Source organism: Roseateles oligotrophus, from assembly GCF_025717515.1.
In the GTDB taxonomy this organism is placed as follows: domain Bacteria; phylum Pseudomonadota; class Gammaproteobacteria; order Burkholderiales; family Burkholderiaceae_C; genus Paucibacter_A; species Paucibacter_A oligotrophus.
The window spans coordinates 413158-439986 of sequence record NZ_JAJIRN010000002.1; the positions used below are offsets into that span (position 1 = coordinate 413158).

Genomic DNA, 26829 nt, shown 5'->3' on the forward strand with positions numbered 1-26829 from the left:
AGCTTGCCCTTCACCTTCGCTAAAACCTCATAGCAATATGCAAAAACTCAAACTCTGCACGCTGGCCCTGTTGACCCAGCTGGCCTGCGCCAGCTTTGCTGCCAGCGCCCCCGCCGCCGCACCCAGCGCGGGTCTGGACACGGCCGGCTTTGACAAAAGCGTGCGCACGCAAGACGACTTGTTCAAGGCCGTCAATGGCGGCTGGATCAAGGCCACCGAGATCCCGGCCGACAAGTCCCGCTTCGGCAGCTTCGAGCTGCTGCGTGACCAGTCCGATGCCGATGTGCGCAAGCTGATCGACGAGCTCAGCGCCCAGCCGCAAGCCTCCGGCAGCAAGGCGCAAAAAATCGCCGACTACTACAAGGCCTTTCTCGACACCGCGGCCATCGAAAAGCTGGGCCTGGCTCCCATCAAGCCCTTGCTGGACGAGATTGCCGCGCTGAAGACCCGCGCGGATCTGGCCGCCTGGTTGGGCGCCAAGCAGATGCGGGCAAGCTCGCCGGTACGTGTCTACGTGATGGCCGATGCCAAGCAGCCGCTGCTCAACAGCGTGCGCATGGTGCAAAGCGGTCTGGGCCTGCCCGACCGCGACTACTACCTGAAGAAAGATGACGCGCGCATGATCAAGGCGCGCGACGCCTACCGCGCCTATCTGACGACGCTGGCCACGCTCAGCGGCGACCGCAAAGACCCGGCCGCAGCGGCCGAGCGCGTGATGGCGCTGGAGCAACGCATCGCCGCCGTGCAATGGGACAAGGTCGAAAACCGTGATCCGGTCAAAACCTATAACCCGATGACCTTGGCCGAGCTCAGCGCCAAGGCCCCCGGCTTTGATTGGGCGGGCTATCTGCGCGGCGCCGGTTTGGGCGGATTGGGCGCAGACGCCCGCATCACCGTCACGCAGCCGAGCGCGATGACCGCCATCGCCGGCTTGCTGAGCGAGGTCCCCTTGGCCGACTGGCAGCAATACCTGACCCTGCACACGCTGAATGCCCATGCCGAGGTCTTGCCACAAGCGCTGCGGGAGGCCGAGTTCAAGTTCCGCGGCGAGGCGCTGACGGGCGCCAAGACCGAGTTGCCGCGCTGGCAAAAAGCCACCAACGATGTCAACCAGGCACTCGGCGAAGCGATTGGCGAGCTTTATGTGGCGCGCCACTTTCCGCCCGCCTACAAGGCCCGCATGCAGACGCTGGTCGGCAATTTGATGGCCGCCTACAAGGACTCGATCAACGGCCTCGACTGGATGAGTGCTGCGACCAAGGCCGAGGCGCAGGACAAGCTGTCCAAGTACGTGACCAAGATCGGCTACCCCGACAAATGGCGCGATTACGGCAAGCTTGAAGTGCGCGCCGGCGATGCCTTCGGCAATAACGAGCGGGCCGGGCGCTTCCAGTGGGAGCGCATGATTGCCAAGGCCGGCAAACCGGTGGACCGCGCCGAATGGTGGTTGACCCCGCAGACGGTGAACGCCTATTACAGCGCCCAGAACAACGAGATCGTCTTCCCGGCCGCCATTCTGCAGCCGCCCTTCTTCGATATGAATGCCGATGATGCGGTCAATTACGGTGCCATCGGCGCGGTCATCGGCCACGAGATCAGCCATGGTTTTGATGACAAGGGCAGCCAGTTCGACGGTGACGGCGTGCTGCGCAACTGGTGGACGCCGGCCGACCGCAAGGCCTTCGATGCAATCGCCGACCGCCTGGTGGCGCAATTCGCGGCCTACGAGCCCATCGCCGGCAAGCAGCTCAACGGCAAGCTGACATTGGGCGAGAACATCGCCGACCTGTCGGGCCTGCAAATCGCCTACAAGGCCTACCAGCGCTCGCTGGCGGGCAAGCCGGCGGCGGTGATCGGCGGCTACAGCGGCGAGCAGCGTTTCTTCCTCGGCTTCTCGCAGGTCTGGCGTGAGAAGGCGCGTGAGGAACGTGCGCTGCAGATGCTGACCACCGACCCCCACTCACCGGGCGAGTTCCGCGCCAATGGCACGGCGATCAACCACGATGGTTTCCATCAAGCCTTTGACACCAAGCCGGGTGACAAGATGCATAAGCCCGAGTCCGAGCGGATCAAGATCTGGTGAATTAATAAGCGGGCCGACTTGCGGACCGGCTTGTGCCGCCGGTCTGCCCGTGGTTTTGAGCGACTGCAGGTGCGCGGAGCTGAAGTTGGCCAAGTTGGCAATAGGCAATAGGCAATAGGCAATAGGCACGAGGAAACGTTAGTCGCGCCGCCCCGCTGCCCTTCGGGTTGCAATTCCATTGCTTCGTCGCAAGGCGTTTGCCGGCCAAGACCGTGAAACAGTACCGTTAGGCCTCTTCCACTTCGCCACGGCGATTTTCCAAAGGTCTACTCATGTCACTCGCTCGCACCCTCCTACTGTCGACCCTGCTTTCAAGCGCACTCAGCACCCCTGTGTTGGCCGCAGATGTTCCGCCCGTTGATGCCTTCGCGGGCTGCGCTGCCGACGTTTCAGAGGCTGCCTTGCAAGCCTTCGCCGAAAAAGTTGACATCTATTGGAACGCCCGCGACGCCAGCGCGCTGGCCGCCCTGTACGCGAGCGATGCCAGCTTTGCCGTCGCCGCCGACAACTTGCACCTGAGCGACCGAAAGCAAGTACAAGCCTATTTCACCCACTCCTTTCAGACCCTGCCGGCGGACTTGAAGCACAAGATGCGGGTCAGCCGTGTCAAGAGCATGGGCAACTTCTGCACCATGGACAGCCGCGCCGTCATCGGGCGCATCAAGGACGATGGCAGCATGAACGCCTTGGTCGAGTTCTCGGCCTTCTGGGTTTTGCGCCCGACCGCACAAGGCGTCGAAGTACAGGCTGCGCGCGTTGCAATTGTGCCGGCGAAGCCTGCACCTGCAAGCAAGATCTAAGTTCGACACAAGTTTGTCCGGACCAGACCTGATAGGCGCCAAGACTTACGTCAGGCGCCCTTGTTCGGCGCAGTCTTCAACCCCGCTCAAACTCGTTCCAAAACTTCCCAGGCCGTAGCGGCCGCAGGAGCGCAGTGTTTGGGCGCGGCGCAGGCTTCGATCATCACAAGGAAGCCGGCGCGCAACGCCGGGCGGCTTCACTGGGGCACTTTGTCTACCTTCACTCTTGCGCGGACAAGAAAGAAGATCGCCCGCCGGGGCGGACTCCCTGCATGGTGCGCGTATTGCTGATCAACCGAAGCCGATCAGGCCTTGGCCCTGGTAGGCGCATTCGCTGTCAACCCAGCAAACCCTGCGCCAGCTTGCGCAGCGCGGCAGCGTCCAAGGTCTTGCCTGGGCTTTGCTCGCAGATAAGGGCCACCCGGTTCAGGATGCCGGCAGCGAATCGGTGTGCCGCTGCCAGCGTTTCCTCATCGGTGTCATAGGTGTCATAGGCCTCAACGGCGACACCGCTGTCCGACGCAATGGCCTTGATGTCGATTTTTTGGGCGGGGGATTGTGTGGCCATGAACTGCTCCTTGCGATTGAATTGGGCGCTACTTTACTTCTTGCCAAGACCATGCGCTTTGTCGAGCGCCTTGCGCAGCTTGCGGGCCCATCCCGAAGCGATCAACTCACCCTCGCTTTGGTTCATCACGCGGTTGCTCCAAGTCAGCTGGCCGCCGCGCATATTCGACTCCTGGCGGTCGACCACCCGTGCCAAGACCTGCCCCGTTTCGGAGTCAAAGGCCTCCAAAAAAAGCGTCATCTCGCCGGCGGACGTGACATAGGTTTTGCTCCGTCCGGCCGTAGCCACATCGGGGGCATTGACATAGAGCTCGATGATGCTGACCTTGAGCTTGAGCACGTCCGGCCCCGCGACATCGACCACTTGATAGCCATCCTTGGCCTGCAGGGTCTTGAAGAATTCATCCCGGACCAAGTTGGCCACACCGCTGCGGATTTCTTCGCGTTCTTCGCTGCTGATCTTGAAATGGCTGCCTGGGCGTTTGGGGTCCCAGTTCTTGGAGAAGGCCACATCGACCGGCCCCAGCATCACTTTTGTGTAGCCGGCCAAGGATGCGCCCGGTCGCGCATAGACCAGATCGGCATCTTTGGATTTGATCTGTTCCAAGCCATCATGACTGATGAGTTCCTTGGTGAAGATTTTTCCTGCCGCGCCCGCATGCAAGGGCGCCGCCCAGATCACCAAAGACAACAGCACCGCACTGCCAATATTGAATTTACGCATTGGAAGACTCCTCTATCGAATCTAGTGTAGTGACATAACTATCCAGGTCAAGGCCACCTGATTCTGTATCAGAACGGCCAAAGCAAGCGGCGCATGCCGGCGAGCTCGTCAGGGCTGGCCCTGCTCCGCGTGCGCCAACTGCGCCAATAAGGCGGGCGCCACGGTCGCCACGATAGCCGCAACATCGCCGACGCGAATGGCTTTGAACTCGGGCAGCGCCTCAATCAACTCCAGCGGCGCCTTGGCGGTCAATTGCTGCAGATCCTCGGCCAGGCCGCGCATGAAGTCGGCGTCCTGCGGCACCTCGGCCAACAAAGCCTGCAGATCGGCAATTGCTCCGGCACGCGCGCCAATCTGTTCGGCGCCCAAGGCCGCAGTGGTCTCGAGCTTGAGTTTTTCAATCCACAGCCGCTCGCCGCCCAGGGCGGAAGCCAGCGCGAGAATTTCCTCTCGCAGTTGCGCCTCAAGGCCGAACAAAGCCCCATGCGCGGGCGTGCGGCCACAAATATTGACTCGCACCGCCAGCGGCCAAGAGCCGGTCTGCGCCAGCAACAGCAGCTCCAAGGCACGGCCCGCCAGCGCCAGCACCGCCGGCAGATCGGCGGCCTCACTGACGTCCACCTGCAGCCGCTCCCAGCGCAACACATCGACGATCAGGCGTTCTACGCCTTGGACGCCGGCCTCGCTCGCCGTCACCAGCACCGCTCCGCGCGGGCCGGCCTCGCGTATGTGGCGGCCCTGCAGATTGCCGGGAAAAACCACCCAGGGCGATTCGCTCAACATCGCATATTCATGCACATGGCCGAGCGCCCAATAGTCATAGCCCTTGGCCTGTAGCTCGGCCAAGGAACAAGGCGCATAACGGGCATGCGCAGCGTAGCCCTCCAAGGCGGTGTGCAAGACGCCGATATTGAGCCAGCCGGGCAATGGGTCTGGGTAGCCAGCAGCCAGGTTCTCGGTGGTGGCGGCATCTTTGAAGCTGCGCCCATGCAAGGCAACCCTCAAGGCCTCGATCCGATGCGTCATTGGCTTGCGACTGTCGAACAGATGCACGTTCGCCGGCAGCGTCAGGCGGCGGGTCATTTCGCTCTCGGCATCGTGATTGCCATAAAGCAGAAAGACCGGTATGCCGGCCTGATTCAGCCGGCCCATTTCACGCACAAAGAAGTGTCCGGTGTTGTAGTCGCGCCAGTTACCGTCATAGAGGTCGCCCGCGATCACCATGAAGTCGACCGCCTCGTCGATCGCCGCATCGATCAGCCGCGTGAAGGCCTCCCGACTGGCGCCGCGCAGCTGCTGCGTCGGTGCATTCTGATAGCTGGCCAGGCCGCACAAAGGGCTGTCGAGATGGATGTCGGCGGTGTGGATGAACTTGATCATGTGGCTTTATTAGTTTCGTCGGTCAGGCGTTCCAGCAACCCGCTGGCACGCCGTGTGCGCTGCGCCAGCGCTTTGGAAAAGCCAGCTGGCCAGCCACTGACCAGGGTGAAGGCCTTGCGCGCGCGCGTAATGCCGGTGTAGACCAACTCGCGCGTCAGCACCCGGCTGGGCTCGGTCGGCAGCACCAGCACGGTGTGCTCGAACTCCGAACCCTGGGACTTGTGCACCGTCATCGCAAAGGCGGTTTCCACATCGGCCAGGCGACTCACGGCCACCGAGCGCAAACTGCCGCCATCGGAAAAATAGGCCCGCAGCCGAACGCCATTCCCCTCGCCGGCGGCGGCCTGGCTGGCCTGGCTGGCTTGGCTGGCTTGGCTGAACGGCCGCAAGACGATGCCGATGTCGCCGTTGAAGACGCCCAGGCTCACATCGTTGCGCGTCACCATCACCGGCCGCCCCTCATACCATTCGCCGCGCTTGAGCAAAAGCCGCTGCTCGACCAAGGCTTGTTCGACCGCCAGATTCAAGCTCGCCGCGCCGAACAGACCCTCACGCACCGCGCAAAGCAATCGGAAACGCTCGAAGGCGCACAGCACCGCGCCGACCCAAGCTTCAAAGCTGGCCCGGTCGCACTCCCCCCCGGTCTCCCTTGGGCGCTGTTTCACCAACTCCAGATAGGCCCGGTAGCCGCCCAAGGCGCCGGCCCTGCCATTGACCGCCAACTGCAACAAGGCCGCCAGAGTCGGTGCCTGCAACTCATGCAGGATCTGCCGCTCGCCCTGGCGCAGCAGCTCGGTCGCGGCGCGTGCATCGCCGCAATTGACCGCCAGCGCCAGCTGCCCGATCGGGCCGCCAAAACGATGGCTCTTGCGCAGCATGACGGTTTGCTGCGCCAGCCTGGAGGCTTCGACCGCCAGGAATTCGTCCGCTATCGCCTGCCCGCAGACCGCTTCGGCATAGGCCGCCGTGGCCGGCAAGTAACGGCCCAATTCGGCGTCAGTGCAAAGATCCCCGAGCACGGCGCCGGCTTCGACCGAGGCCAGTTGATCCTTGTCGCCCAGCAAGATCAGGCGGGTACTGGCGGGCAACGCATCCAAGAGCGCCGCCATCATCTCCAGATGAATCATCGAGGCCTCATCGACGATCAGCACATCTAGCGCCAAGGGGTGGGCCGCATCGGCCTTGAACTTGCGCGTGTCGGGCCTTGCACCCAAGAGCGAATGCAGGGTGCGAGCCGGGCCGATCTGCGCCGCCAATTGCTGCAGCTCCAGCTTGGCGCCCAGCTGCGTTTGCAAGTCCCCCAGCGCCGAATCGATCGACTGCTTCAAGCGCGCAGCCGCCTTGCCGGTCGGCGCGGCCAAGCCAACCCTCAGCCGCAGCGGATCTTCGTCCACTGCAAACAGCAAGGCCAGCAGACGCGCGACCGTGTAGGTCTTGCCGGTGCCAGGCCCGCCGGTAATGAGGCCCAAGCGGCCATTCAAGGCAATGCCGCAGGCCAGCCTCTGCCAGTCCAGTGACGACTCGGCGCTGCTTGCCGGGAAGAGCATGTCCAGCCAGCGCCGCACTTCAAGCGGCTCAGGCCGGCAAGCCGCCGCCACATCCACACGCAGCAAGACCTGAGCCGCCACCCGCTGTTCACAAGCCCACATGCGGCGCAGGTAGAGCTTGGCTCCGCTCAAGACCAATGGCTCGCTGCCGCCTTGCGAAGCGGTATCCACGCGTTCGACCCAGACCAGCGAGCTGCTGCCCACCGCGTCCAGCCAAACCCCTAGCTCAAGCGGCATGGCGCTGGCCATCAATTGGCGCAGGGCGTCCGCCGCTTCTGACTTCCAGCCAAGGACGGCATCGCTGTCTTGCAGCAAAAGATCCAGGTCCACGCAACTATGGCCACGCCCTTCCATATGCGCGACCAAGGCCGCCGCCAGCAGCAGCGGCGCCGGTGCGCCGATTTGCTGCTCGTCGACAAAGCGCGCAAAAGCGGCGTCCAGTCGACGGATCCAACCCTGCTCACTCCATTGCTTCAAGCTCGCCAGCGTGGCCGCAGCGCCATTTTGAAACCCCGGTCCGGCCGTCATGGCGCGCCCTCGGTCAGCGGCGGCAAGGCCTCTTCGGCTTGCAAGATCAAGTCGAGTTCTTCCAACATCTGCATCTGGGGTTTGACAAGAAAGCAGCCATGGCTGGTGGCCCGCATGCCGCGCAAAAAATAATAGACCGCGCCGCCGAGTTGGCGCTCCGGCTCGTAGGCCACACCCAGGCGGGCGCGCAGCAGCCGATGCAGCGCCAGCAAATAGAGCGCGGCCTGCACGTCATAACGGTGTTCCGCCATGGCAGCGGCGAGCGCCGGCTCGCCATAATCGGCATCCGAGGGGCCCAGATAGTTGGACTTGTAGTCCAGCACAAAAAAGCGCCCCTGATGTTCGAACACCAGATCGGCAAAACCCATCAAGAGCCCATGCATCTGCCGCTGCGGCAGCGTCGGACGCGCCAGGCCGGGCAGCAAGTGGCGTCGGCACAAGGCGTCCAAGGCCTGCGACTGCAGCTGATTTGAAGGGAACCAGAATTCCATCTCGGCCAAAGGCCGGCGGATCTCATTCAAGCCCACCCCGACCGGCGGCAGCGTTGTGGCAAGCGCCTGCAGCATCCAGGCCAGCACCGCCTCGGCGTGATGCCCCCAACTCTGGCGCTCACAGCGGCGCAGCAGTTGGGCCTGCAAGTCCGCCGATTCGGCCAGCCTGTGAAAGCCTTCTTCGGACAGCCATTCCAACTGATCATGCAAGAAGTTGCCCGGCATCGCGCCGCGCGGGAAGCTGTGCCAAGGCTCAGCCCCGGCCTGCTCAAGCACCAAGGCCGCGTCGCTTGGCTCATCCAGACGCGCGGCGGCATGCGACAACAAAGTCTGGCTTGGCAAGGCCCGCACCAAGGCCGAGAAGCTGCCGATGCCCCAGCGCCGTTCGAATTCGGCCTGATAAGCCGGGGCATCCAGCAAGGGCGGTGGCGCGCCGCGCGGCAGGGCCTGGGTGGGCCCCAGGGCCGGCGCTCGCGCCGCCTTCAACAGCGCAATTTGCGGGTTAGCGCCTGCCAGTTCTTGCGCCAGCAAGGGCAGGCGATCCGCCTCGAACGGTTCCGCCCCGCCCAGCACATAGCCGAATGCGCTGCGGTGGCTAACGCAATCTTTGCCCTGACCAACCTTGAGCGCAGCCAGCCCCACCCACAACGCATGGCGGGCCCGCGTCAGCGCCACGTACAAGAGCCGCAAGTCCTCGCGCTGGCGCTCCTTGTCGGCCTGCGCGATCTGCTCGTCCGAGGGCTGCAGATACAGATGTGGCAGGCCGTCATCGTCAAGCTGCTTGACATGGCGGGTGCGCGCCTTGTCGACGCCGCGAAAGCCGGTAGCAAAGGGCAAGAACACCAGCGGGTATTCCAGCCCCTTTGATTTATGCACCGTCACCACCTTGACCAGATCGGCATCACTCTCCAGCCGCAGCACGGCATCTTCGGCGGCACCGGCTCCCGCCGCATTGCTCTGCTCGATCTGCGCGGCCAACCAGCGCATCAAACCGGCCTCGCCACTTTGATGCGCACTGGCCGCCTGCAGCAACTCGGCCAGATGCAGGTAGTTGGTCAGCCGACGCTCGCCCTCGCCCGCGTCGGCTTGCCTCAGCCAGCGAGCCGGCAAGCCCAGGCGATGGAGCGTCTGACGCAGCATCGCCAAGACACCCTGGCTTTGCCAAATGCCTTGCAGCGCTTTCAGCTCGTCGCTGCGCGCATCGAAGGCCTCGTCGTCGGCGGCCAAAACACCCAGCTCGGCCAGGCTCAGCCCGAGCATGCGGGTGGCCAGGGCCGCCCGCACCAGGCGCATATCCAGCGGTGCGGCGACCGCCTGCAGCCAGCGCAGGAGATCGCTCGCCTCGGCGCTGGCGAAGACCGAATCCTTGTCCGACAAATAGACCGACGCCACACCGCGCCGGCGCAGCTCACGCCGCACGGCGGCAGCCTCCCGGCCGGTGCGCACCAGCACCGCCATATCGGCCGGCGCCAGACGCCTGAATTCGCCGCTGGCGGCGTTCAGAAAGCCGGCCTTGGGGTCATTCAGATAACTCACCATCTGCTCGGCACAACGCGCCGCAAACAAACGCTGGCTGCTGCCGGCGTCGAGCAGGCTGTCATCGACGACCAGACCGATCGCCGGCAGCACGCCATCTGCGTTGACGAAACCCTCCGCCCGGCCACGCGCCGCCACCGGCGCAAAAGGCAGCGGATTCTCGGCCTGCGGGTCAAGCGGGCGAAACCTGAACGCACCTTCGCCCGCCCGGCTTTCGGCAAACTCGAATACCTGGTTCACGGCCGCCACCAGGTCCGCCGTCGAGCGGTGGTTGGTGCCCAGCACATAGTGGCGGCCGGCGGTCTTGGCGCGCACGTCGAGGTAACTGTAAATGTCGGCGCCACGAAAACCGTAGATCGACTGCTTGGGGTCACCGATCAACAGCAAGGTGCTGGCCGGCGAGTTGTCCTCGATCCGGTAGAGCCGGTCAAAGATGCGGGCCTGGAGGGGCGAAGTGTCCTGAAACTCATCGATCAGCGCGACCGGGTATTGCGCCAGCATGCGCGCGCGCAGTCGCTCGGCGCTGGCGCCCAGGCTAGTGTCCAGCGCACGGTCAAGGCGGGTCAACATATCGGCAAAGCCGAACAAGCCCGACTGGGCCTTCAAGGCAGTCAAGCGCTGTTCGATGCGGCTGGCCGCATGCAAACGCAGCGGCGGCGCCAGGGCGGGCACGCCGGCCAAGCCGGCCAACAAGGTCTCGAAAGCGGCGAACTGCTCGGGCAAGGCGGGCGGCGCGGCGTCGGCCTTCAACGCGTCCTGCAGGCCGGCCGGCGTCAAGCGGAACTGCGCCTTGTCCGACATTTCGATCTCGGCCAGATCTGCGTCTAGGCTCCACTCGGCCAAGGCCTTCAACCAGGGCTCGTAGTAGTTAGCACGGAGCTTGCTCTTATTGAAGGGGCAGGCTTTGTCTGCCGCCATCTGGGCGTCCAGCCAGGCCTGCATGGCGGCCGCACGCTCGCCCCAGCCTTGCTTCAAAGCGAGCAAGGCGGCCGCACGCTCGGCGGCGACCCGCTCGATCAGCTCGGCCAGCGGCAGCTGCGCGAGTTGCTGGGCCTCGGCAGGCAAGCCCTGGCCGAGCAGTTGACGCGCATCCTGCCCCAAGGCCTCGACATCGCGAAATACTGCCAGCGCCTGATCCAAACCCGCCGCGCCCAGAGGATAGAGCTGGGCGCGCCAGTAATCCTGCGTTGCCTCCTGCAGCAGCGCCTGCTCGTCGCCAATCAACTCTTCATCAAACAGGCAGCCGCTGTCAAACGCATGCTCACGCAGCATGCGTTGGCACCAGGCATCGATGGTGTGAACGGCCGCGTCGTCCATGCTTTCGGCCGCCAGGCTCAGGCGCCAGGCGGCCGCGCTGCGTTGGGCACCGTCCGGATAGTCGGTCAGCAAAGCCGCCAGCAAAGCATCGCCGTCGGCGACTTGCGCCTCGCCGCGAAAGCATTTGGCGGCCTCCAGCAAACGCGCCCGAATGCGGTCCGACAACTCCCGCGTGGCGGCGCGGGTGAAGGTCATCACCAAAATTTCGGCCGGCAGCAGCGGCCGCCCGAAGCCCTGCTCGGCACCCTGCTGGTTGCCATGGCCCAACACCAGGCGCAGGTAAAGCGCAGCAATCGTCCAGGTCTTGCCGGTGCCGGCGCTGGCCTCAATCAAACGGCTGCCCCAGAGAGGGAAGCTGGCTGCATCCAGAAGCTTGTTTCGGCTCATGCTGACATCTCCGTGAGCGCCGCCGGCGCCGCCATCGCCGGATGCAATGTCAGCTTGGCGCTGCCCTGCGCCCATTCATATAGCGGCCCATAAAGCCGCTGCGCCAAGGCCTCAAAGCGACCATCGGCACTGAGCGCGGCAAAGTCGGGGAACAGGCGTGCCAGGCAGGGTTCGTCACCCTCGGCGGCGCTGCGGTAAGGGCCGCCTTCAAAAACCAGACTCATCTCGTTCTTGCCACTGACCTGCGCCAAGCCGGTCTTCAGCGCCAGCGGCAGCGGCGCAACCATGCCTTCTTGCCAGGCCATCAAGAGCTCGCCCAACAACGCTTGCGCGCACTCGCGCGGCAAGGGCTCCAGCGTCACCGTGGCGTCTTGTCCCAGCAGCACGCCACGCAGCGGCACACCGCAAGCACTCGCCGCCAGCAGGCGCAGCCAGGCCTCAAGCAAGCGATCGGGGCGCGCCGTCAAGCTCTTCTCATTCAGGCACAGCCGGCTCGGCACAAGCTCCAACCAGACCCGCTGCCCGCCCAATTGCTGGCATTGCAGATCGGCCAGCCAGTCTTCAAATGTCGGGCCCTCGCCCTCAGCCTCGCTTTCAAACGGGAAGCGCAGCAACTCTTTGGGCGCGGCCAGCGGATAAAGCGCACGCAGCTCCAGGTAGGCCTGCAACATTGGCGTTAGGGTTGCGATCAATCTGCTCTCCACCCGCCGACCCTGCTCGGCCATAGGCAAGCGGCCGGCCCGGCGCAGGCGGGCGGCATAGGCCGCGACTCGCATGGCCAGATCTTGTTCGCCGTCCAGCCCCACCAGCAACTCGTCCATCAGCTCCCGCAGCATTGAATATTCCAGCAAGCCCGCGACGGCAAAGACCTCATCGTCCTCGGCCGCCAAGGCCTGCTGACTGAACTGCACCAGCAGCCGTTGTTTGAAGAAAGCCTTGACCGGATTTTTCAAAAAGGCCGTCAGTTCAGCAACCGTCAACACCTGCGGCGCCTCGCCTGCTTCAAGCCGGTTGGCAGCGGAGATGCCTGCGCCTGCATCATCCGGTGTCGCTAACTGCTGATCCGCATGGGCATCGCGCCACTCGCGAGCGTGGGTAAACAGTGCGGCTTGTGCGCCCTCAAAATAGCGCCGGCTGAAGGGCTGCAAGGGGTGCTCGGTGCTCAGCGGATGCAGCACCGCCTCGCCCCAACCGGAGCGCAAATAGTCGCGCAGCTGCGAGATCAGCACCGACGGCGGCTGCTCGCTGTTGTCACGCACGCTGCGGCCGCTCCAGCTGATGTAGAGCTTGCGCCGCGCCGACAGCAAGGCCTCCAGAATCAGCTGCCTGTCGTCATCGCGGCGCGAGCGGTCGCCGGGGCGCGCCAGTCCGGGCAGGCCCATCAGATCAAAGTCATTGCGGCTGGCGCGGCGCGGGTAGTCACCGTCGTTCATGCCCATGAGGCAAACCACTTCAAAGGGCACGGCCCGCATTGGCATCAGGCTGCAGAAGGTCACGCCGCCGGCCTTGAAGCGGCGGTTCAGCGTCGGCGCATCCAAGCCCTCCAGCCAGGCCTCGCGTGCGACCGCCAGCTCAATCTCTTCCTCAAACCCGGCCAAGGCGCAGACGTCCAGCCAGGCGCTGATGGCCGACTGCAAGGCCGCCAGGGTCAGGCCTTCGGTCTCATCGCAGGCCGCAAAAAAATCGGCCATCAATTGGCGCCCGCGCTCGGCCCATTCGGCAGGCGCCGCCGGCGCGGCCACCAAGCGCCACCAGGCCTCCAGCGCCGCCAACAAATCCGCCAGCGAGCCGGCCAGCGCAGCATCCAGACCGCCGACTTCCGGGTAGGGCTGAATGCCCTGAAACTCCGGCCCCTCACCGGCGCCATAACCGAGCAGCATGCGGCGCAGTCCAAAGGCCAGGCTGTTCTGCTCGCCGCAAGCGGCCAAACCCATCTCGGCGCGCTGCTCGGCATTCAGCCCCCAGCGAATGCCGGCGCCCTCCATCCATTGATGCAGGCGCGGCAGGTCTTCGGCCGTCAAACCGAAGCGAGCGGCAATCGCGGGCACCTCCAACAAGGCCTGCACCTCGCTCAAGCGGCAGCGCTGCTGCGGCAGCCGCAGCAGCCACTCCAGCGCCACGGCCAAGGGGTTGTTGGCGCGCTCCTTCAGGTCGGCAATGTCATAGGGGATGAAACGTTTGTCGGCGCTGCGCGCGTATTGACCGAAGACGGAACGAATGGCCGGCGCGAAGGTTTCGATGTCCGGCACCATCACGACGATATCTCTTGGGGTCAGGGCTTGCCCGGCGTCGGGAGCGGCCTGGGCGAGCAGATCCAGCAACTGGTCATGCAGGATCTCGACCTCACGCTGCGCGCTGTGGGCGATGTGAAAGACGATCGACCGATCATCGCCCGCCAAGGCCGGGCGCGGGTGCTCGGCCAAGGGCAGCAAGTCGCGGATATGCGCTTGCACCTGTGTCAACAGCGTGTCGCCGGGGGCCTCATCGAACAGGTCGACCTTGCTGACATTGAAACGTTCTTGCGCCTGCACCACATCATCAAAGGCATCCAGCTGGCGCACAAAGTCGCGGCCCTGGCGGCCCCAACTGGCGAGCAAGGGATGGGCATGGGCATGCATCTGTTCGAGCGACAAGGCCGCCAGATCCAGCCCTTGCCGCAAGGGCTGACGGCGCCGCTCGGCACGCAGCAACTCGCGGCCATCAATGATGTCGGCCCAGTGATAGCGGCAAGGATTCGGAATCGCCAACACGACCTGGCAATGCTCGGACAAGGCGGCCAGCGCTTGCAGTGTCTGCATGGGCACATGGGTCATGCCGAACAGGACGACACGCCTTGCCAGCGGGCTGACCGGCGCTTGGCCGGCCTGCACCGCTGCCACAAAGCGCTGATGCAATTGCGGCCGCGAGCCGCAGCGTTCGCTCGGGCTCAAGGGCGCTTGCAGCTCGCGCCACAAGGCGGCTTGCCAGCGCTGGTCGGGTGGCAATGCCATTGCCTCGGTTGCATCGGAGAAGGCCAACCGAGGCAATATGTCCCGCTCGGCTGCCCAGGCCTCCAGCCAGTCGCTGCGGTAGACCTGGTATTGGTCGAACAAGTCGGCCAAGGCCGACGCCAGTTGCAGCCGCCGCTCCATGCCGCCGAGCCGCAAGAAGCCCGCCAAAGGCTCGAAGCCGGGGCGGTCAAGCAGTTCGGGCAGCAGGCGCACAAGCCCCCAAGTCAGCGGTAACTTATCCAGCCGCGACTGCGCCGGCACGGCCTCGCGACCCAGCATCTGCCGGTAGGAACGCCAGAGAAATCGCCCCGGCAACTCGACCCGGGTGGCGGCGCAAATACCGTTCTGTTCGGCCAGCGTCATCTTCAACCACTCGGCCACGCCATTGCTTTGCACCAGGAATATCTCTTCCTCCAGCGGCCCCAAGGGCTGGCGGCGCAGCCACTCGAACACCGCCTCGCCGAGCAGCTCGGCGCGGTTGCCATGCAGGACCAGCAGCCCCGGCGTGATCGTTGTTGTCATCTAGTTATTTATCCCTGATTGGCGGCTGTCGCGCGGCCAAGTGTGCTTTGATGCGATGCTGAAGCCCTGGCATTGTGGGGCCAAGCCAGGCGAGAAAATCAAGGCTTGCCGGGCTTGCTGCCGAAAGAGCCGAGGTCCAGATCGTCCTGCTCACGCGGGCGGCGCTGCACATCGAGCGCCTCGCGCAGTGCCGCACCCGGCTGCCACTCGGCATCGGTCTTGGCCGCCTGGCGCGCCGTACCGGCGACCTGAGCCAGCAAGCCCCCCAGGTCCAATAGACCGCTGCTCTGGCTAGCCGCTGCGGGCGCCACCTTGGGCAGACTGATGCTGGCCAAGTCCAGGTCGGCCCGAGCAGCCGCGCGCGGCAACTCGACGCGCAAATAGGGCGCTGCGTCCAGCCTGGCTTGCGCCTCGGCCTTTGCTTTAGCCTCGGCCCGCGCTTGGGCTTGGGCCTCCGCCAAGGCATTTGCTTCACTGGCCGCTTGTTCTGCGGCTTGCTTCGCGGCTAGTTCTGCGGCTTGCTTTGCCGCCAACTTTGCGGCTTGCTCCGCCAGCCGCTCTAGCCGCAATGCTTCTTCCGCAGCGGCCTGCGCCAGTTTGGCCTGCGCCAAGGCGCTGGCTCGCTCGCGCAACGCTTCTTCTTCGGCCTGTGCCTGTGCCTGTGCCAAGGCGGCCGCACGCTCCGCTGCTGCTGCGGCATCCGCTGCTGCTTCTGCTGCGGCCGCTTTTGCTTGTGCCGCAGCCTCGGCGCGCTCGCGCTCTGCTTGTTGTTCTGCTTGTTGTTCTGCTTGTTGTTGCGCTTGCTGTGCTGCGCTAGCCCGGTCCAGTGCGGCCTCTCGCTCAAGTTGTGCCTGCCGCTCAATGGCCAATTGTTCCGCCCTCGCAGCGGCTTGTTCGGCGGCGGCTCGTTCGGCCGCCTTGCGCTCCTGAGCAAGCTTGGCCGCATCGGCTTTTTTGGCCGCTGCAGCATCGCGGGTGGCGGCTTGCTGCGCCAGTTGCAGTGCCTTTTCGGCGGCGGCTTCGGCCCGGCGCTGCTGGGCTTCGGCCTTGTCGGCGGCGAGCCGAGCTGCGCGCTCCGCCTTGGCCGCCAACTCGGCTTGTTTCTTGATCGCCTTGGCTTCGGCCGCTGCCTGCTCTTTGGCGGCCTTTTCTGCCGCCTTGCGCTCCGCAGCTTCTTGCTTTGCCCGGGCTGCGGCCTCAAGGGCCGCCTGCTTGCCGGCGACGACGGCAGCCTGGGCGGCACGTTCTTTCTCGACCGCCAATCTGGCTTGCTCGGCCTCGGCCTCGGCCAACTGGGCCGAACTCTCGGCAAGCAAACGCTCGGCAAGCAAGCGCTCCTGGGCCAGCTTCTCGGCCGCCTCGCGCTCGGCGGCTAGACGAACAATCTCCGCCTGTTCCGCTGCCGCAGCCCGCTCGGCTTGAGCCTGCTGCTCGGCCCGCAGTTGGGCAGCTCGTTCTTCAGCGGCCCGCTCTTCGGCAGCTCTGGCCTCGGCCGCCTGTTGCTCCGCAGCGGCGCGTTTTTTGCGCCCCTCGGCGAGGCGCTCGGCGGCCATTTTTGCTGCCTGCGCGGCGGCGGCGGCCATGCGTTCCAGCTCGGCCAATTCGGCCAATTCGCCCAATTCGTCCTGCTCGGGATCGGCTTCAATCTCGACTGGCAACTCGTCCACAAGCTCGATTTCAACGGCCGCCGCCGGCAGGCTGGGCCCGCTCAAGGCCGGCCGCCGTTCACGTAAATCTTCAACGTCGGTAACGTCCCGCATATCCCAGCGCCCCGCCCCGCCATGCGGGCCCGAGCGCTTGGCCGAGGCGTAGGCCGAAGCCTGGCCGGCAAAGGCCGCATGCGGGGCGCCGGACCCCGACTTCGCCGCGCTATTGGCGTTCAGCGTCGCCTGCGAGATGGAGAGGTCTACCGGCTTGTCGCGCTCGCGCAGCTTTTCAGTAAATTCCTGAAGAATCGAATTGGGGTCAAAACCGTCGGGCGCCGTCATCACTCTATTGTGCCCGCCCCGCCGACTGCAAATGCAAGCCGGTGGCCCTGAATCCCTGGCTTAGGGGGTTAGGGTTTGACCGGTCTGCGCTACCAACGGCAGCCCTTATTGGCTTGGGCCGCATCCAGCGCCAAGGGCACCACCGCCAAGAGGCCAAGTTTCTCGCCATAAGCCTTGCGGCAGTCGTCCTTGGCGGCCTTCTCCAGGTCTTCGGTCAACTTGGACTTGCGCTCGGGCGGCGCCGGCAGCAATTGCAAAACCCCGCTCGAACCCCGACTCGACAGCTCGCCACCACGCGGACGCGGCAGATTCAAATTCAGCCGTGGCTGATTCGCCGGCGTCGACGCCGGTGTGGCCACATCGACACCCAAACGCGGGCCGGCCTCGGGCGCCCCCGGCTGCGGCAGCGCCGGCACCATACCGGGCTTGGCGGCCTGCATCGATCCCGGCGTTGCCAGGGCCGCGTTGGCGTCGGGCGGCATTGTTCTGCTCGCCTGTGCTGGCACGGGCGCGGGCGCGGGCGCGGGCGGGCTCGGTGCGGCCACCGCCGAGGCGGCCAATGCGGCCAAAGGCGCCGCCGCAGCCTGTGGCTGTATGGCCGACGCCGGCGCCAAGGCCGTCACCTCGCGGAGTGCCTGCCGGTTCAGTTCGAGTGGCGCGGCCAGCTGTTTCGGCGGCTCGGCGGGTACGGCCACGGGTACGGCCTCTTCTGTCGGCGCCGGCGCAGCCATCGCCATGGTCTCGACGGGCACCGGCAAGGGCGCTGACGGCTTGGGTGCTGGTGGAGCGACCGGCTTGAACTGTGGCAAGCTCGGCAGCGGGCCGGGCGTGATCGGCTGCTGACTCAAGCCGCGCAGCTCATCGCCGACGCGGCCCATTGGCGCTGGCTTGCTGCGACTCAGGGTGGCAGCGGGTGCCGCCTCCATCACCATGACGCGCGACTGGGGCAGCGGCGTTTGATCCAACGGCGTCGGCGCCTGACTGGGGCTGGCAAGCAGGCCGGCCACGGGCGTCTGCAGCGTTCGCTTGACTTGCGTCTGAGCAGCAGGGGCGGCCATCATCAGTGCCGGGCTGGCTTGGCTTTGTTCGGCCGGCGGCGGCTCCGCGTTAACCGGCGGCGCAGCGCGCTGATCACTGCGCCGCTCGCTCCAGGCGCCAAGCTCGGCGGCACCAGGCGTCATCGGCCTCATGGTCTTTTTCGACTGATCCTCGAGCGGCCTGACCGTGCCGCCAAAACGCTGCTGCTTGGCCGGCCCGACCGGCCCATTCGGCAGCGCTGACAGCGGCTGAGGGGCAAGGCTGCCCGATGCTGATTGTTCGCCCGCCAAGGTCACATTGAGCCGGCCCCACACACCTGCGCCGGGCCGCGCCGTGCCGGTCGCGTTGCCAAACATCAGCACCAGCCAGATATGCAGCAGCAGGGCCAGTGCAAAGCATTGACGCAGCTGGCCCGGCTGGCCTTTGGCAGCGATCTGAGGCGGCCATGCCGGCGCCGAACGAGGGGATGACTGGATGAACAATGCGAACCGAGCTAAAGCCTCAACTAGGCGCAGTCTACTTGGCCGCCGGTTCGAATTCGCGGGCCGCGCCATACTCATGGCGTAATCCCTCCAACTCTGCCCATTCACCCTGATGAACGCCGAACTCTTCCCCAGCGAAGACGAGCAAGCTTTTGCGCCGGGCGCGCTGCTGCTGCCGGGTTTCGCCTTGAGCAAAGCAGCCGCGCTGCTGGACACCATCACCGCTGTGACCGCCGAGGCGCCGCTGCGCCAATTGCACACACCCGGCGGCCAATTGATGCAGGTAGCGATGAGCAACTGCGGCGACTTGGGCTGGGTCTCGGATGCCCGAGGTTACCGCTATCAAGCGCTCGACCCTAACTCCGATCGCCACTGGCCGGCGATGCCCGCATTGATCAAGGACTTGGCCGCCGAGGCCGCACAGCGAGCCGGCTTTGCCGACTTCCGGCCCGATGCCTGCTTGATCAATCGCTATCTGCCGGGCAATCGCCTGAGCCTGCATCAAGACCTTGACGAGCAGGATTTGAGTCAACCGATCGTATCGATTTCACTCGGTCTGCCGGCCGTATTCCTGTTCGGCGGGCTGACGCGCGCGGACAAACCGGCCCGCCTGACGCTGCGCCATGGTGATGTGCTGGTCTGGGGCGGCCCGTCAAGACTGCGGTTTCATGGCGTGCTGCCACTGGCCGACGGTGACCACCCCCTATTGGGCCGACGGCGTATCAATCTGACGCTGCGGCGCGCCTGTTGAGGGCTGTTCCGGGGTGGTTATCGGGCCCGGCCAGTCACCCCAGCGGCCGAGCACATAGACCTCGCCTTCGCACGAATCGCTGCGCATCAACGGTGCATGCTCGCGCAGCAGGTCGGAGTTGGCCACCACCTGCTGCACCGTCACTGCTCTTTGCGCCAGGCAGGCCGCCACTTCGAGGCGACTTGCGCTCCAGCGGAAGGGTTCACCGACCAGCCCCAACCAGGCCTGCAGCCACGGCCGCGCACCGGCGAAACGGGCCCGCCCCTTGGCATCCGGCTCCATGAAGCTGAACGCAATGCTGGCCTGCGGGCAGCTGGCGCGCAACAAATCCAGCAGCGCCAGCACCCGCTCCAAAGGCAGATACATGCTCAACCCCTCGGCGACAAATAGCGTTGAACGCCGAGCCTCGAAGCCGGCCGCGGCCAGCGCCGCCGCCAACTGCTGATGGGCCAAATCGCTGCCCGCACAGGCCAGCGCGGTCGACTCGCCGAGCCGACGCAAGGCCCGCAACTTGACGGCCTGTGTGGCCGGGTGGTCGATTTCTATGCAGCGCAGCGCAGGATGCAAATGAGCCAATTCCAAGGCCAGCGTGTCAAAGCCGGCGCCCAGCACCACCAACTGTTGGCAGCCGCAGCCAACGGCCGCATCGGCCCAGCGACGCAACAAACGCTTGCGATAAAGGTAGTGATCGACAATGCCAGGCAGCGTCAGCCGCTCCACAAGCTTCAGCAACCAGCGCACGCTGGCGCGCCCAACCTGGCTCTCCAAGCGCCGCCAAGGCGACGACGCCGCCCGCAGACAAGCCCGGCAATAACGCTCAGCCTGCTCGCTGACCAAGGCCGCCGAGCGGCGGTCGTTGCGGGCCAGCACTTGGGCTGCCGCAATCACCAGCGCGGTCGAACTGGCCCGCTGCGCCCTCACGCACCCAGTCCCATTGCGGCCGCTGTTTGGCTCGCTCCAGTTTGACTCGCTCCAGTTTGGCTCGCTCCATCGCCGGCCAGCAAGGCCTTGCAATGCCGATACCAGTCGCTTTGAAAGCGCTGCTCGGGATCATGCTCGAGTTTGAGCGCCAGGAAGGCCTCGAAGTTCGGATGGCATTTGCGCAACTGGCGCGCCGTGGCATGCCGATGATAGGTTAGGTAATACGAGCCGCCCAACAAGGCCGCCAAGTCGATCAGGCGCCGAAAAGCCTCCCCCGCCGCCGCCAAACCTCCGGCGCTGTGCTGGACATGAAGATTGAAGATAACGCAGGCCGAATCTTGTTGCGCCCAGGGGAGAAACGACTCATCGTCGCGCCGAATCAAACGCACGGTGCCGTAGATCACATCCACATCGTGAGCACGCAGGTCGGCTGCTGCTGCGCGCATGAATTCGCTCAAGCAATGGCGTGGCACGTAAAGCTCGCTGATGACTTCCGAACCCACATGGCCCAGCTTTTCATCCAGCACCAGGTGATAGTCCTCGCGGTAGAAAGAAAGTTGCTGGGTGTCGGAGTCGTAAATCTGCCCGGCACTGGCCAGATAGAAATCGGCATAACGCCGAAACGCCTCGCTCTTATTGGTGTGCGCCAACTCAAGCAAGGCCATCCAGTCGGCCGGCGCCAAAGCGAGCTGATCGGCCGGTATCGGCGTGTCGTCCGGCATAGGCAAATAGCAGGACAGCACGCCCAGCGACAAGAAGTCGTCGCTGGCGGGGTCGATCGCAAATTGAAAGTCGCCGTACTGCGCTCCCGCCGCGATGCAGGCATCGAATTTGGCGCACAGACCTTCGACCGAGGCGAGTTCAACTGCCCGCAGCAACTTGCGCTTCGGCACTAGGCGCAGCGTCACCGCGCTGATGATGCCGAACAGGCCATAACCGCCAATTGCCAGACCAAACAAATCAGGATTTTCGGCCCGGCTGCAATGATGTTGTTCACCGTCAGCCGTGATCAAATCAAAGCTCTCGACGTCGGCAATGATGGGCTTCATCGTCAGGCCGCGCCCGTGCACATTGGCCGCCAGGCTGCCGCCTATGCTGAAGCGATCGGCGCCGGTTTGCTTCTGAGCGATTGACCAAGCGGGGCTAACATCGCCCGCGGCTCTCGGCTGCAAGCGCTGCAAATGAGCGATCAACTCCGGCCACTGCATGCCGGCCTCAACGGTCACCAGGCCGCGCTGCGCATCAAAGCCAAGCAGGCGAGAAAACTCCCGCGTATCCAGCAGCATGCCGCCGGACACAAACTGCTGGCCGCCCATCGCATGCCGCCCGCCCGCCACCGCCACCGCCATGCCGCGACGTTTGGCCTCGGCCAGATCGCTGCGAATGTCGGCCACGCTGCGCACCATGGAGATGCAGCCAACGGGCGTGCAGTTGAGCTTGGAATGAAGGTCGTTGACGAATCGAATCGATGGCGTTGAGCGCGTCATGGGACTGGCCTCGGTGGGAGTGCAGCAGCGAAAACTCGCTACTTGCCGAGCAGTCTGGCAGTCACGTTTAAGCGGCGCAATCAAACCGGCCAAAGTAGCATCTGGCGCTCCCACCGGGTGCGCTGGATGCACCTGCAGCGGGGCACAAACGATCAGGGTTTTTCCTTGAGCTCCACATAGCTCGAACCGCCGCGCGTATTGGGCCCGTATTCAAGCGGGAAGCCGCCCAGATCGAGCTTGCCCAGCGATGCCAGACCGGCCCTGATTCCCTCGCGTGTCAACGGCGGCTTGCTGCGCAGCAAGCCTTCCACCATCACCCTCGCAGCGATATAGCCCTCAAGGCTGATGGAATCAAAACTCTTCTCGCCGGTTTCCCGCATCGCCTGCTGGTAAGCGCCCACGACCGGGACGGCCGAGTCCTGCGGGTCGGGCACGATCTGCGCAATCGTCACGCCTCGCAAGCTCTTGCCCAGGGCCTCCCACAGCGGCTCCCGGCCGGCAAATGACAGGGTGTAGAAATGCCCGTTGTAGCCGGCCAAGCGCGCCGCCTTGATGAAGGCCGCACAGGTGCCATAAGTGCTGACCATGAAGACGGCATCGGCCTTGCCATCCTTGACCAAGGCACGAACTTCATTGGCGACCTGGGCGGTATTGCGCTTCACCGTCACGACGGCCTTGATCTGCAGCCCCAAGGGCGCGGCGGCGGCCTTGATCGCCTCCAAACCGCTGCGCCCGAAGATGTCGGCCTGGTACAGCACATTGAGCGTCTTGACCCCGGCCGCCTGCATGGCCTGCGCCAATTTATTCGACTCATCTACATAGCTGGCCCTGACGTTGAACACATGATGATTGGCGGGGTCGCGCAGGATTTCGGCCCCGGTATAGGCGCCGACAAAGGCAATGCGGCTGCGTTTTACATAGGGCAGCGCGGCCCAACTGGTGGGGGTTCCCACATAGCCGAACAATGCCAACACGCGTTCATCATCGACCAGACGACTGGTATTTGCCTCGGCCCTGGTTTGCTCATAAGCATCGTCAAGCAAATCGACGGTGAGCTTGCTGCCATGGACGCCGCCATGTTGGTTGGCTTGGGCGAAAGCGGCTCGGGCGCCGGCGTGAAAGCGGCCACCCAGCAATGCGGCCGGGCCACTCAGCGCGGCCGAGCTGCCGAGCCGAATCTCGGCGGCTGGGGTCTCAGGTGCAGCAGCCTCGGCGACACCGAAAGCCAGACCGCTCAGCAAAACACAGGCAAAGATCTTGAGCATAGAGGCCATGTTTTTGATGAATCGCCAACGCAGCCCTGCGGCGGTTTTGAGGCGAGTCATGGTTTAAGTCTACTTCGATTGCGCCCTCAATTTGCGCTGGCCTGCCGCGCCCACTCCAGCTCCTCTCGCAAGGCGTCTATCACCGCCTGCACCTTGGGCAACTGGCGCTGGCGTCGATGGCAGACCAGATACATGGTGCCGACGGCCGTTGGCCCGAGGTCCAGGCCCAGATCAAGCAGCCGCTCGAATTGCGAGTAACGGTGGCGTATGTCCGCCACCAGCAGCGCGCCAACACCGGCCACGCAGGCTGCGTACTGGACGTTGTAGTCATCGGCGCTGAAGCTCGGCGTGAAGCCTGGAATCGCCTCGACCAAGGCCTGATGCATGCGCAAACCCTCGAACGGCGCGGCCCAGCTGATCCAGCGCAAATCGGCCAGACCATAGGGGCGCCGCAAGCTGCTGGCGTAACTGGGCGCCGCAAAGACGCGAATCGGCCCCGAGATCTGATCCAGGCAGATCAGCTCGGGGTCGCTCGGCGGCATCACCCGCATGGACAGATCGGCCTCGCCACGCGACAAGTTCAAGACAGCCTCGCCGGCCAGCACCTCCAGCCGCAGCTCGGGATATTGCTGCTGAAGCCGGGCGGCAAAAGGCGCCAGAAAACTCTGCGCCAAACCGGGCGGAGCGGCAATCCGCACCCGCCCGGCCGGACGATCGGCCGGCGCGCAAAGGCTCAGGCTCGCCTCGCTTGCCCATTCGGCCATACGCTGGGTCGAGGGCAGCAGACGCTGAGCCACCGCGGTCAAGCGCACACCCTGCGCCCCCCGCACGAACAGTGGCTCGCCCACAGCGGACTCCATCTCGGACATGCGTCGACTCAGGGTCGCCTGCCCCAACCCAAGCGCGCGTGCCGCCGCACTCAGGCTGCCGGCCTCGTAGACGGCCAAAAACAAGCGTAAATCTTCCCAACTCAGCTGCATCTCGCCCTTCCGTCCGCCGGCTCTAGTCATCCGAAAATGGATAGACACATCGGTTTTCAGCGGATTTACCGCCAGTATATGAATGACTACGATAAGGCATCCGCCCCGAAACGAAAGACTGAATCCTCATGTATGCGCTCCCCTCGTCGAATCGCAACCGAGCCATCGGCGCATTGCGCCCTTTGGTTCTGTGCCTCGCAATACTCTGCCAAGCCTGCAGCCTGAGTTCGCATCGGCCCGCACCGGCGAGCCCACTCGGCCAAAGCTCCAGCCTGGCAAAAATGGAAGCGCTGATGGACCAGCCCGGCCCCTTGAGCCTGCAAAGCATCAATAGCGCAGACTGGCAGGTCCCCTTGAGCGGCCTGCTCAATCTGAAGTCAGCGGCCGCACGCTCCGCGCAGTTGCAGGATCATGACGAGCCGATCCAGATTTACACGCATGTGCTGCTACACCCGAGCCAGGGCGCATTCTTGATCGACACCGGGGTCTCGCGCCGCTTGCTCGACGAGCCGTCAAAATATGGCGTTAACTGGCTGATCCGGCAGTTCATGCCGCTGGACAAGATCAAGATCAAGCAGTCGACCGAGGAGATCCTGCGGCAACTGCCGGGGCCGCTGCGGGGCGTGTTTCTGACCCATATGCATATCGACCATATCGCCGGCATGCCCGACATTGCCAGCAGCGTGCCGGTCTATGTGGGCAAGGGTGAATCCAGCACCCCCTCGTTCCAAAACATGTTTGTACGCGGCGCCAGCGACGGGCTGATGCCGGCCACGCTGAGCTTGCGCGAATGGGGCTTCACGGCGCCCGCCGGCCCCGCTGGTCCCGTCGGTAGCGCCGCGAGCTCATTGGCCAGCGTCTTGGATGTGTTCGGCGATGGCTCGCTGTTTGCCATCCATGTGCCCGGCCACACCCCCGGCAGCACCGCCTATCTCGCCCGCACCGCCGCAGGCCCGGTGCTCTTGGTCGGCGACACCTCACACACCGATTGGGGCTGGCAGCACGGCGTCGAACCGGGCGACTACACCGCCGACCAGGCACTCAACTTGCGGAGCTTGCAGGCCTTGAAAGCGCTGGCGGCGCGCCACCCCAAGCTGCTGATTCGGCTCGGGCATCAAGCCCATACTTGAAATTCGACGCCGGACGCGAGGCTGGGCGGGAGAGCTTGGGTATTGCGATGTCAATCAGGCCCCGACCAAACTTCGCTACCATGGCCTCATGTCGTTAGCTCAATTCACGGGTCTGGCCCTTGCCGGCATCGCACGCCTGATCACCGGCGCCCAAGGTCATTGGAAGGGCTGCCCGCCTATGGCCGAGCAGCGCATCTATTTCGCCAATCATCAAAGTCATTTCGATTGGGTGCTGATCTGGGCCGCGCTGCCGGGCGATTTGCGCGCGCAAACCCGGCCTATCGCCGCGCGCGACTACTGGACCAGCAGCCCGTTGAAGGCCTGGATCACCAGCGCCGTGTTCAACGCGATCTATGTGTCGCGCACCCGCGCCACGCCGGATGAAGACCCTTTGGAGCCGCTGATCGAAGCGCTCAACAAAGGCGACTCGGTGGTCATCTTCCCCGAGGGCACGCGCTCCAACAAGGGCGAGCCGCAGGCCTTCAAGGCCGGTCTATTCCACCTCGCCGAGCAGTTCCCGCAGGTCAAGCTGATCCCGACCTGGATCGACAATGTGCAGCGCGTGATGCCCAAAGGCGAAGTGGTGCCGGTGCCGATTTTGTGCACCGTCACCTTCGGCGCGCCGATTCAGCTGCAGCCACAAGAAGACAAACGGGCCTTTCTGGAGCGCGCCCGTGCCGCCGTGCTCGCGCAACGCCCGGACGGAGGTCGCGCATGAACTGGGCCTGGCTGAGTGCACCTAACCCGTTGAGCTCATGGACACCGTCGCAACAAGTCGGGCTGCTGTTCGTGATCTTGTTCGGGGTGCTGCTGCTGACCAGCATTGGCAGCTTCCTGAGCGGCCTGCGCGAGTTGGACGGCAGCGCCGCCGCCCTGCAAATCGGGCAACGCCGTCAGCGCTTCGCACATGAATTGCGGCTCGCCTGGCTCGGTTCGAGCGTCTTCTGGTTGGCCTGGGTGGCCGGGGCTGTCGGCGCGACGCTGCTATTCGGCATCTTGTCATTTTTGGCACTGCGCGAATACATCACGCTCTTGCACACGCGGCGCGCTGACCACCGCAGCCTGCTTCTGGCCTTCTTTGTGATCCTGCCGGTGCAGTACGCCTTGACGGGTGGGCGTTACTTCGATTTATTCTCGGTGCTGATCCCGGTCTACAGCTTTTTGGCGATTCCGGTCGTCAGCGCCTTGGCCGGCGACCCGGCGAGATTCCTTGAACGTAACGCCAAAATCCACTGGGGCATCATGGTCTGCGTGTATGGCCTCTCGCATGCGCCGGCCTTGCTGCTCCTGGAGTTTCCGGGCTACCTGGGCAGCGGCGCCTTCTTGCTGTTCTTCTTGGTCGCCGTGGTGGCTTGCGGCCAATCGGCCCAACTGGCCGCCAGCCGACGCCTGCGCCGGCGGCCGCTGGCGCGTCAGATCAGCCGTGACTTTTCCATGCGCGCCTGGTGGGTCGGCGCCTTGACCGCCGGCATGGTGGGCGCAGCGCTGTTCTGGATCACCCCATTCAAGGCCGGGCAAGCGATGTTGATGGCCTTCGTTGCTTCGGGCGCCGGCAGCTTCGGCGGCTTGATCATGCAAGCATTGAAGCGCGACGCGGGGGTGCACAACTGGGGCAACCTCAGCTCGATCACCGGCGCGGTCGGTTTGTTGGACCGCATTGCGGTGCTTTGCTTCGCCGCGCCGGTGTTCTTTCATTCGGTGCGCTGGTATTTCCAGTTGGCACTGTGAAGCTTGCGGGCTGCGGCTGTGGGCGACTGCAAAGTGCCCGGAGCAGTCGTCCGACTGAGCCTCTTCCATCCTGAGCCTTGGCAGTAGGCCGTCATTGAACAACGTCCGCTTTCAGACCGGCAACCCGGGCCTTGCAATCCGAGTAACGCCGAACGGCTAAACGACCGCACCTCAACATGTGTCAAAC

18 protein-coding genes are annotated in these 26829 nt (G+C 64.7%); 6 read left to right on the forward strand and 12 right to left on the reverse strand.

Annotated elements, in window-relative coordinates; translation table 11 throughout:
• Window positions 1-37 precede the first annotated feature (37 nt).
• Both LNV07_RS05150 and LNV07_RS05155 read left to right on the forward strand, forming a co-directional pair.
• Entirely contained in the window at window positions 38-2083 is a 2046-nt protein-coding gene (locus LNV07_RS05150) for a M13 family metallopeptidase (protein WP_263570094.1), read from the forward strand.
• Between the two features lie 272 nt (window positions 2084-2355).
• The gene (locus LNV07_RS05155; RefSeq protein WP_263570095.1) at window positions 2356-2883 is read left to right on the forward strand and encodes a hypothetical protein; all 528 of its coding nucleotides are present in this window, start codon (window positions 2356-2358) and stop codon (window positions 2881-2883) included.
• 337 nt (window positions 2884-3220) lie between these two features.
• On the opposite strand, the gene LNV07_RS05160 is transcribed toward LNV07_RS05155, so the two are convergent.
• The 8 genes from LNV07_RS05160 to LNV07_RS05195 all read right to left on the reverse strand — a co-directional run bounded on the left by LNV07_RS05160 (window position 3221) and on the right by LNV07_RS05195 (window position 18380).
• On the reverse strand, window positions 3221-3451 hold the full coding sequence (locus LNV07_RS05160) for a hypothetical protein (protein WP_263570096.1): 231 nt from the start codon (window positions 3449-3451) through the stop codon (window positions 3221-3223).
• Between the two features lie 33 nt (window positions 3452-3484).
• Complete coding sequence (locus tag LNV07_RS05165; RefSeq protein ID WP_263570097.1) at window positions 3485-4174, reverse strand: DUF3313 domain-containing protein; 690 nt, start codon at window positions 4172-4174, stop codon at window positions 3485-3487.
• A gap of 108 nt (window positions 4175-4282) precedes the next feature.
• Entirely contained in the window at window positions 4283-5551 is a 1269-nt protein-coding gene (locus LNV07_RS05170; protein ID WP_263570289.1) for a metallophosphoesterase family protein, read from the reverse strand.
• Window positions 5551-7629 carry an exodeoxyribonuclease V subunit alpha gene (gene recD / locus LNV07_RS05175; RefSeq protein WP_263570098.1) on the reverse strand — a complete coding sequence of 693 codons (2079 nt, stop codon included), beginning with the start codon at window positions 7627-7629 and terminating at the stop codon, window positions 5551-5553. Before recD ends, LNV07_RS05170 begins: the two co-directional genes overlap by 1 nt.
• Window positions 7626-11360: an exodeoxyribonuclease V subunit beta gene (gene recB / locus LNV07_RS05180; RefSeq protein ID WP_263570099.1), complete on the reverse strand. Its 3735-nt coding sequence runs from the start codon at window positions 11358-11360 to the stop codon at window positions 7626-7628. The genes recD and recB overlap by 4 nt, the downstream gene beginning before the upstream one ends.
• Entirely contained in the window at window positions 11357-14872 is a 3516-nt protein-coding gene (recC, locus tag LNV07_RS05185; protein ID WP_263570100.1) for an exodeoxyribonuclease V subunit gamma, read from the reverse strand. Before recC ends, recB begins: the two co-directional genes overlap by 4 nt.
• 98 nt (window positions 14873-14970) lie before the next feature.
• A complete protein-coding gene (locus LNV07_RS05190; RefSeq protein ID WP_263570101.1) occupies window positions 14971-16860 on the reverse strand; it encodes a coiled-coil domain-containing protein in 1890 nt (629 codons plus the stop codon).
• Between the two features lie 89 nt (window positions 16861-16949).
• Entirely contained in the window at window positions 16950-18380 is a 1431-nt protein-coding gene (locus LNV07_RS05195) for a hypothetical protein (RefSeq protein WP_263570102.1), read from the reverse strand.
• A 112-nt stretch (window positions 18381-18492) separates the two neighbouring features.
• Here LNV07_RS05195 and alkB point away from each other — a divergent pair, with 112 nt between their 5' ends.
• A complete protein-coding gene (gene alkB, locus LNV07_RS05200) occupies window positions 18493-19131 on the forward strand; it encodes a DNA oxidative demethylase AlkB (RefSeq protein WP_263570103.1) in 639 nt (212 codons plus the stop codon).
• Here the strand turns inward: alkB and LNV07_RS05205 are convergent.
• From LNV07_RS05205 to LNV07_RS05220, 4 genes are all read right to left on the reverse strand, one after another.
• Window positions 19084-20052 carry a class I SAM-dependent methyltransferase gene (locus tag LNV07_RS05205; RefSeq protein ID WP_263570104.1) on the reverse strand — a complete coding sequence of 323 codons (969 nt, stop codon included), beginning with the start codon at window positions 20050-20052 and terminating at the stop codon, window positions 19084-19086. The genes alkB and LNV07_RS05205 overlap by 48 nt on opposite strands.
• Window positions 20049-21539: an FAD-binding oxidoreductase gene (locus LNV07_RS05210; RefSeq protein WP_263570105.1), complete on the reverse strand. Its 1491-nt coding sequence runs from the start codon at window positions 21537-21539 to the stop codon at window positions 20049-20051. The genes LNV07_RS05205 and LNV07_RS05210 overlap by 4 nt, the downstream gene beginning before the upstream one ends.
• Before the next feature lie 152 nt (window positions 21540-21691).
• Entirely contained in the window at window positions 21692-22864 is a 1173-nt protein-coding gene (locus LNV07_RS05215; RefSeq protein ID WP_263570106.1) for an ABC transporter substrate-binding protein, read from the reverse strand.
• Between the two features lie 26 nt (window positions 22865-22890).
• Window positions 22891-23784 carry a LysR family transcriptional regulator gene (locus tag LNV07_RS05220; RefSeq protein WP_263570107.1) on the reverse strand — a complete coding sequence of 298 codons (894 nt, stop codon included), beginning with the start codon at window positions 23782-23784 and terminating at the stop codon, window positions 22891-22893.
• 293 nt (window positions 23785-24077) lie between these two features.
• Here LNV07_RS05220 and LNV07_RS05225 point away from each other — a divergent pair, with 293 nt between their 5' ends.
• From LNV07_RS05225 to LNV07_RS05235, 3 genes are all read left to right on the forward strand, one after another.
• Window positions 24078-24914, forward strand: a complete 837-nt coding sequence (locus LNV07_RS05225; protein WP_263570108.1) for an MBL fold metallo-hydrolase — start codon at window positions 24078-24080, stop codon at window positions 24912-24914.
• A gap of 88 nt (window positions 24915-25002) precedes the next feature.
• Complete coding sequence (locus tag LNV07_RS05230; RefSeq protein WP_263570109.1) at window positions 25003-25632, forward strand: lysophospholipid acyltransferase family protein; 630 nt, start codon at window positions 25003-25005, stop codon at window positions 25630-25632.
• On the forward strand, window positions 25629-26642 hold the full coding sequence (locus LNV07_RS05235) for a phosphatidate cytidylyltransferase (RefSeq protein WP_263570110.1): 1014 nt from the start codon (window positions 25629-25631) through the stop codon (window positions 26640-26642). Before LNV07_RS05230 ends, LNV07_RS05235 begins: the two co-directional genes overlap by 4 nt.
• Window positions 26643-26829: the final 187 nt, after the last annotated feature.

Coding starts and splice junctions, on each gene's coding strand:
- LNV07_RS05150 (WP_263570094.1), top strand. CDS start 38: ATGCAAAAACTCAAACTCTGCACGCTGGCCCTGTTGACCCAGCTGGCC.
- LNV07_RS05155 (WP_263570095.1), top strand. CDS start 2,356: ATGTCACTCGCTCGCACCCTCCTACTGTCGACCCTGCTTTCAAGCGCA.
- LNV07_RS05160 (WP_263570096.1), bottom strand. CDS start 3,451: ATGGCCACACAATCCCCCGCCCAAAAAATCGACATCAAGGCCATTGCG.
- LNV07_RS05165 (WP_263570097.1), bottom strand. CDS start 4,174: ATGCGTAAATTCAATATTGGCAGTGCGGTGCTGTTGTCTTTGGTGATC.
- recD (WP_263570098.1), bottom strand. CDS start 7,629: ATGACGGCCGGACCGGGGTTTCAAAATGGCGCTGCGGCCACGCTGGCG.
- recB (WP_263570099.1), bottom strand. CDS start 11,360: ATGAGCCGAAACAAGCTTCTGGATGCAGCCAGCTTCCCTCTCTGGGGC.
- recC (WP_263570100.1), bottom strand. CDS start 14,872: ATGACAACAACGATCACGCCGGGGCTGCTGGTCCTGCATGGCAACCGC.
- LNV07_RS05190 (WP_263570101.1), bottom strand. CDS start 16,860: ATGACGGCGCCCGACGGTTTTGACCCCAATTCGATTCTTCAGGAATTT.
- alkB (WP_263570103.1), top strand. CDS start 18,493: ATGAACGCCGAACTCTTCCCCAGCGAAGACGAGCAAGCTTTTGCGCCG.
- LNV07_RS05210 (WP_263570105.1), bottom strand. CDS start 21,539: ATGACGCGCTCAACGCCATCGATTCGATTCGTCAACGACCTTCATTCC.
- LNV07_RS05215 (WP_263570106.1), bottom strand. CDS start 22,864: ATGACTCGCCTCAAAACCGCCGCAGGGCTGCGTTGGCGATTCATCAAA.
- LNV07_RS05220 (WP_263570107.1), bottom strand. CDS start 23,784: ATGCAGCTGAGTTGGGAAGATTTACGCTTGTTTTTGGCCGTCTACGAG.
- LNV07_RS05225 (WP_263570108.1), top strand. CDS start 24,078: ATGGACCAGCCCGGCCCCTTGAGCCTGCAAAGCATCAATAGCGCAGAC.
- LNV07_RS05230 (WP_263570109.1), top strand. CDS start 25,003: ATGTCGTTAGCTCAATTCACGGGTCTGGCCCTTGCCGGCATCGCACGC.
- LNV07_RS05235 (WP_263570110.1), top strand. CDS start 25,629: ATGAACTGGGCCTGGCTGAGTGCACCTAACCCGTTGAGCTCATGGACA.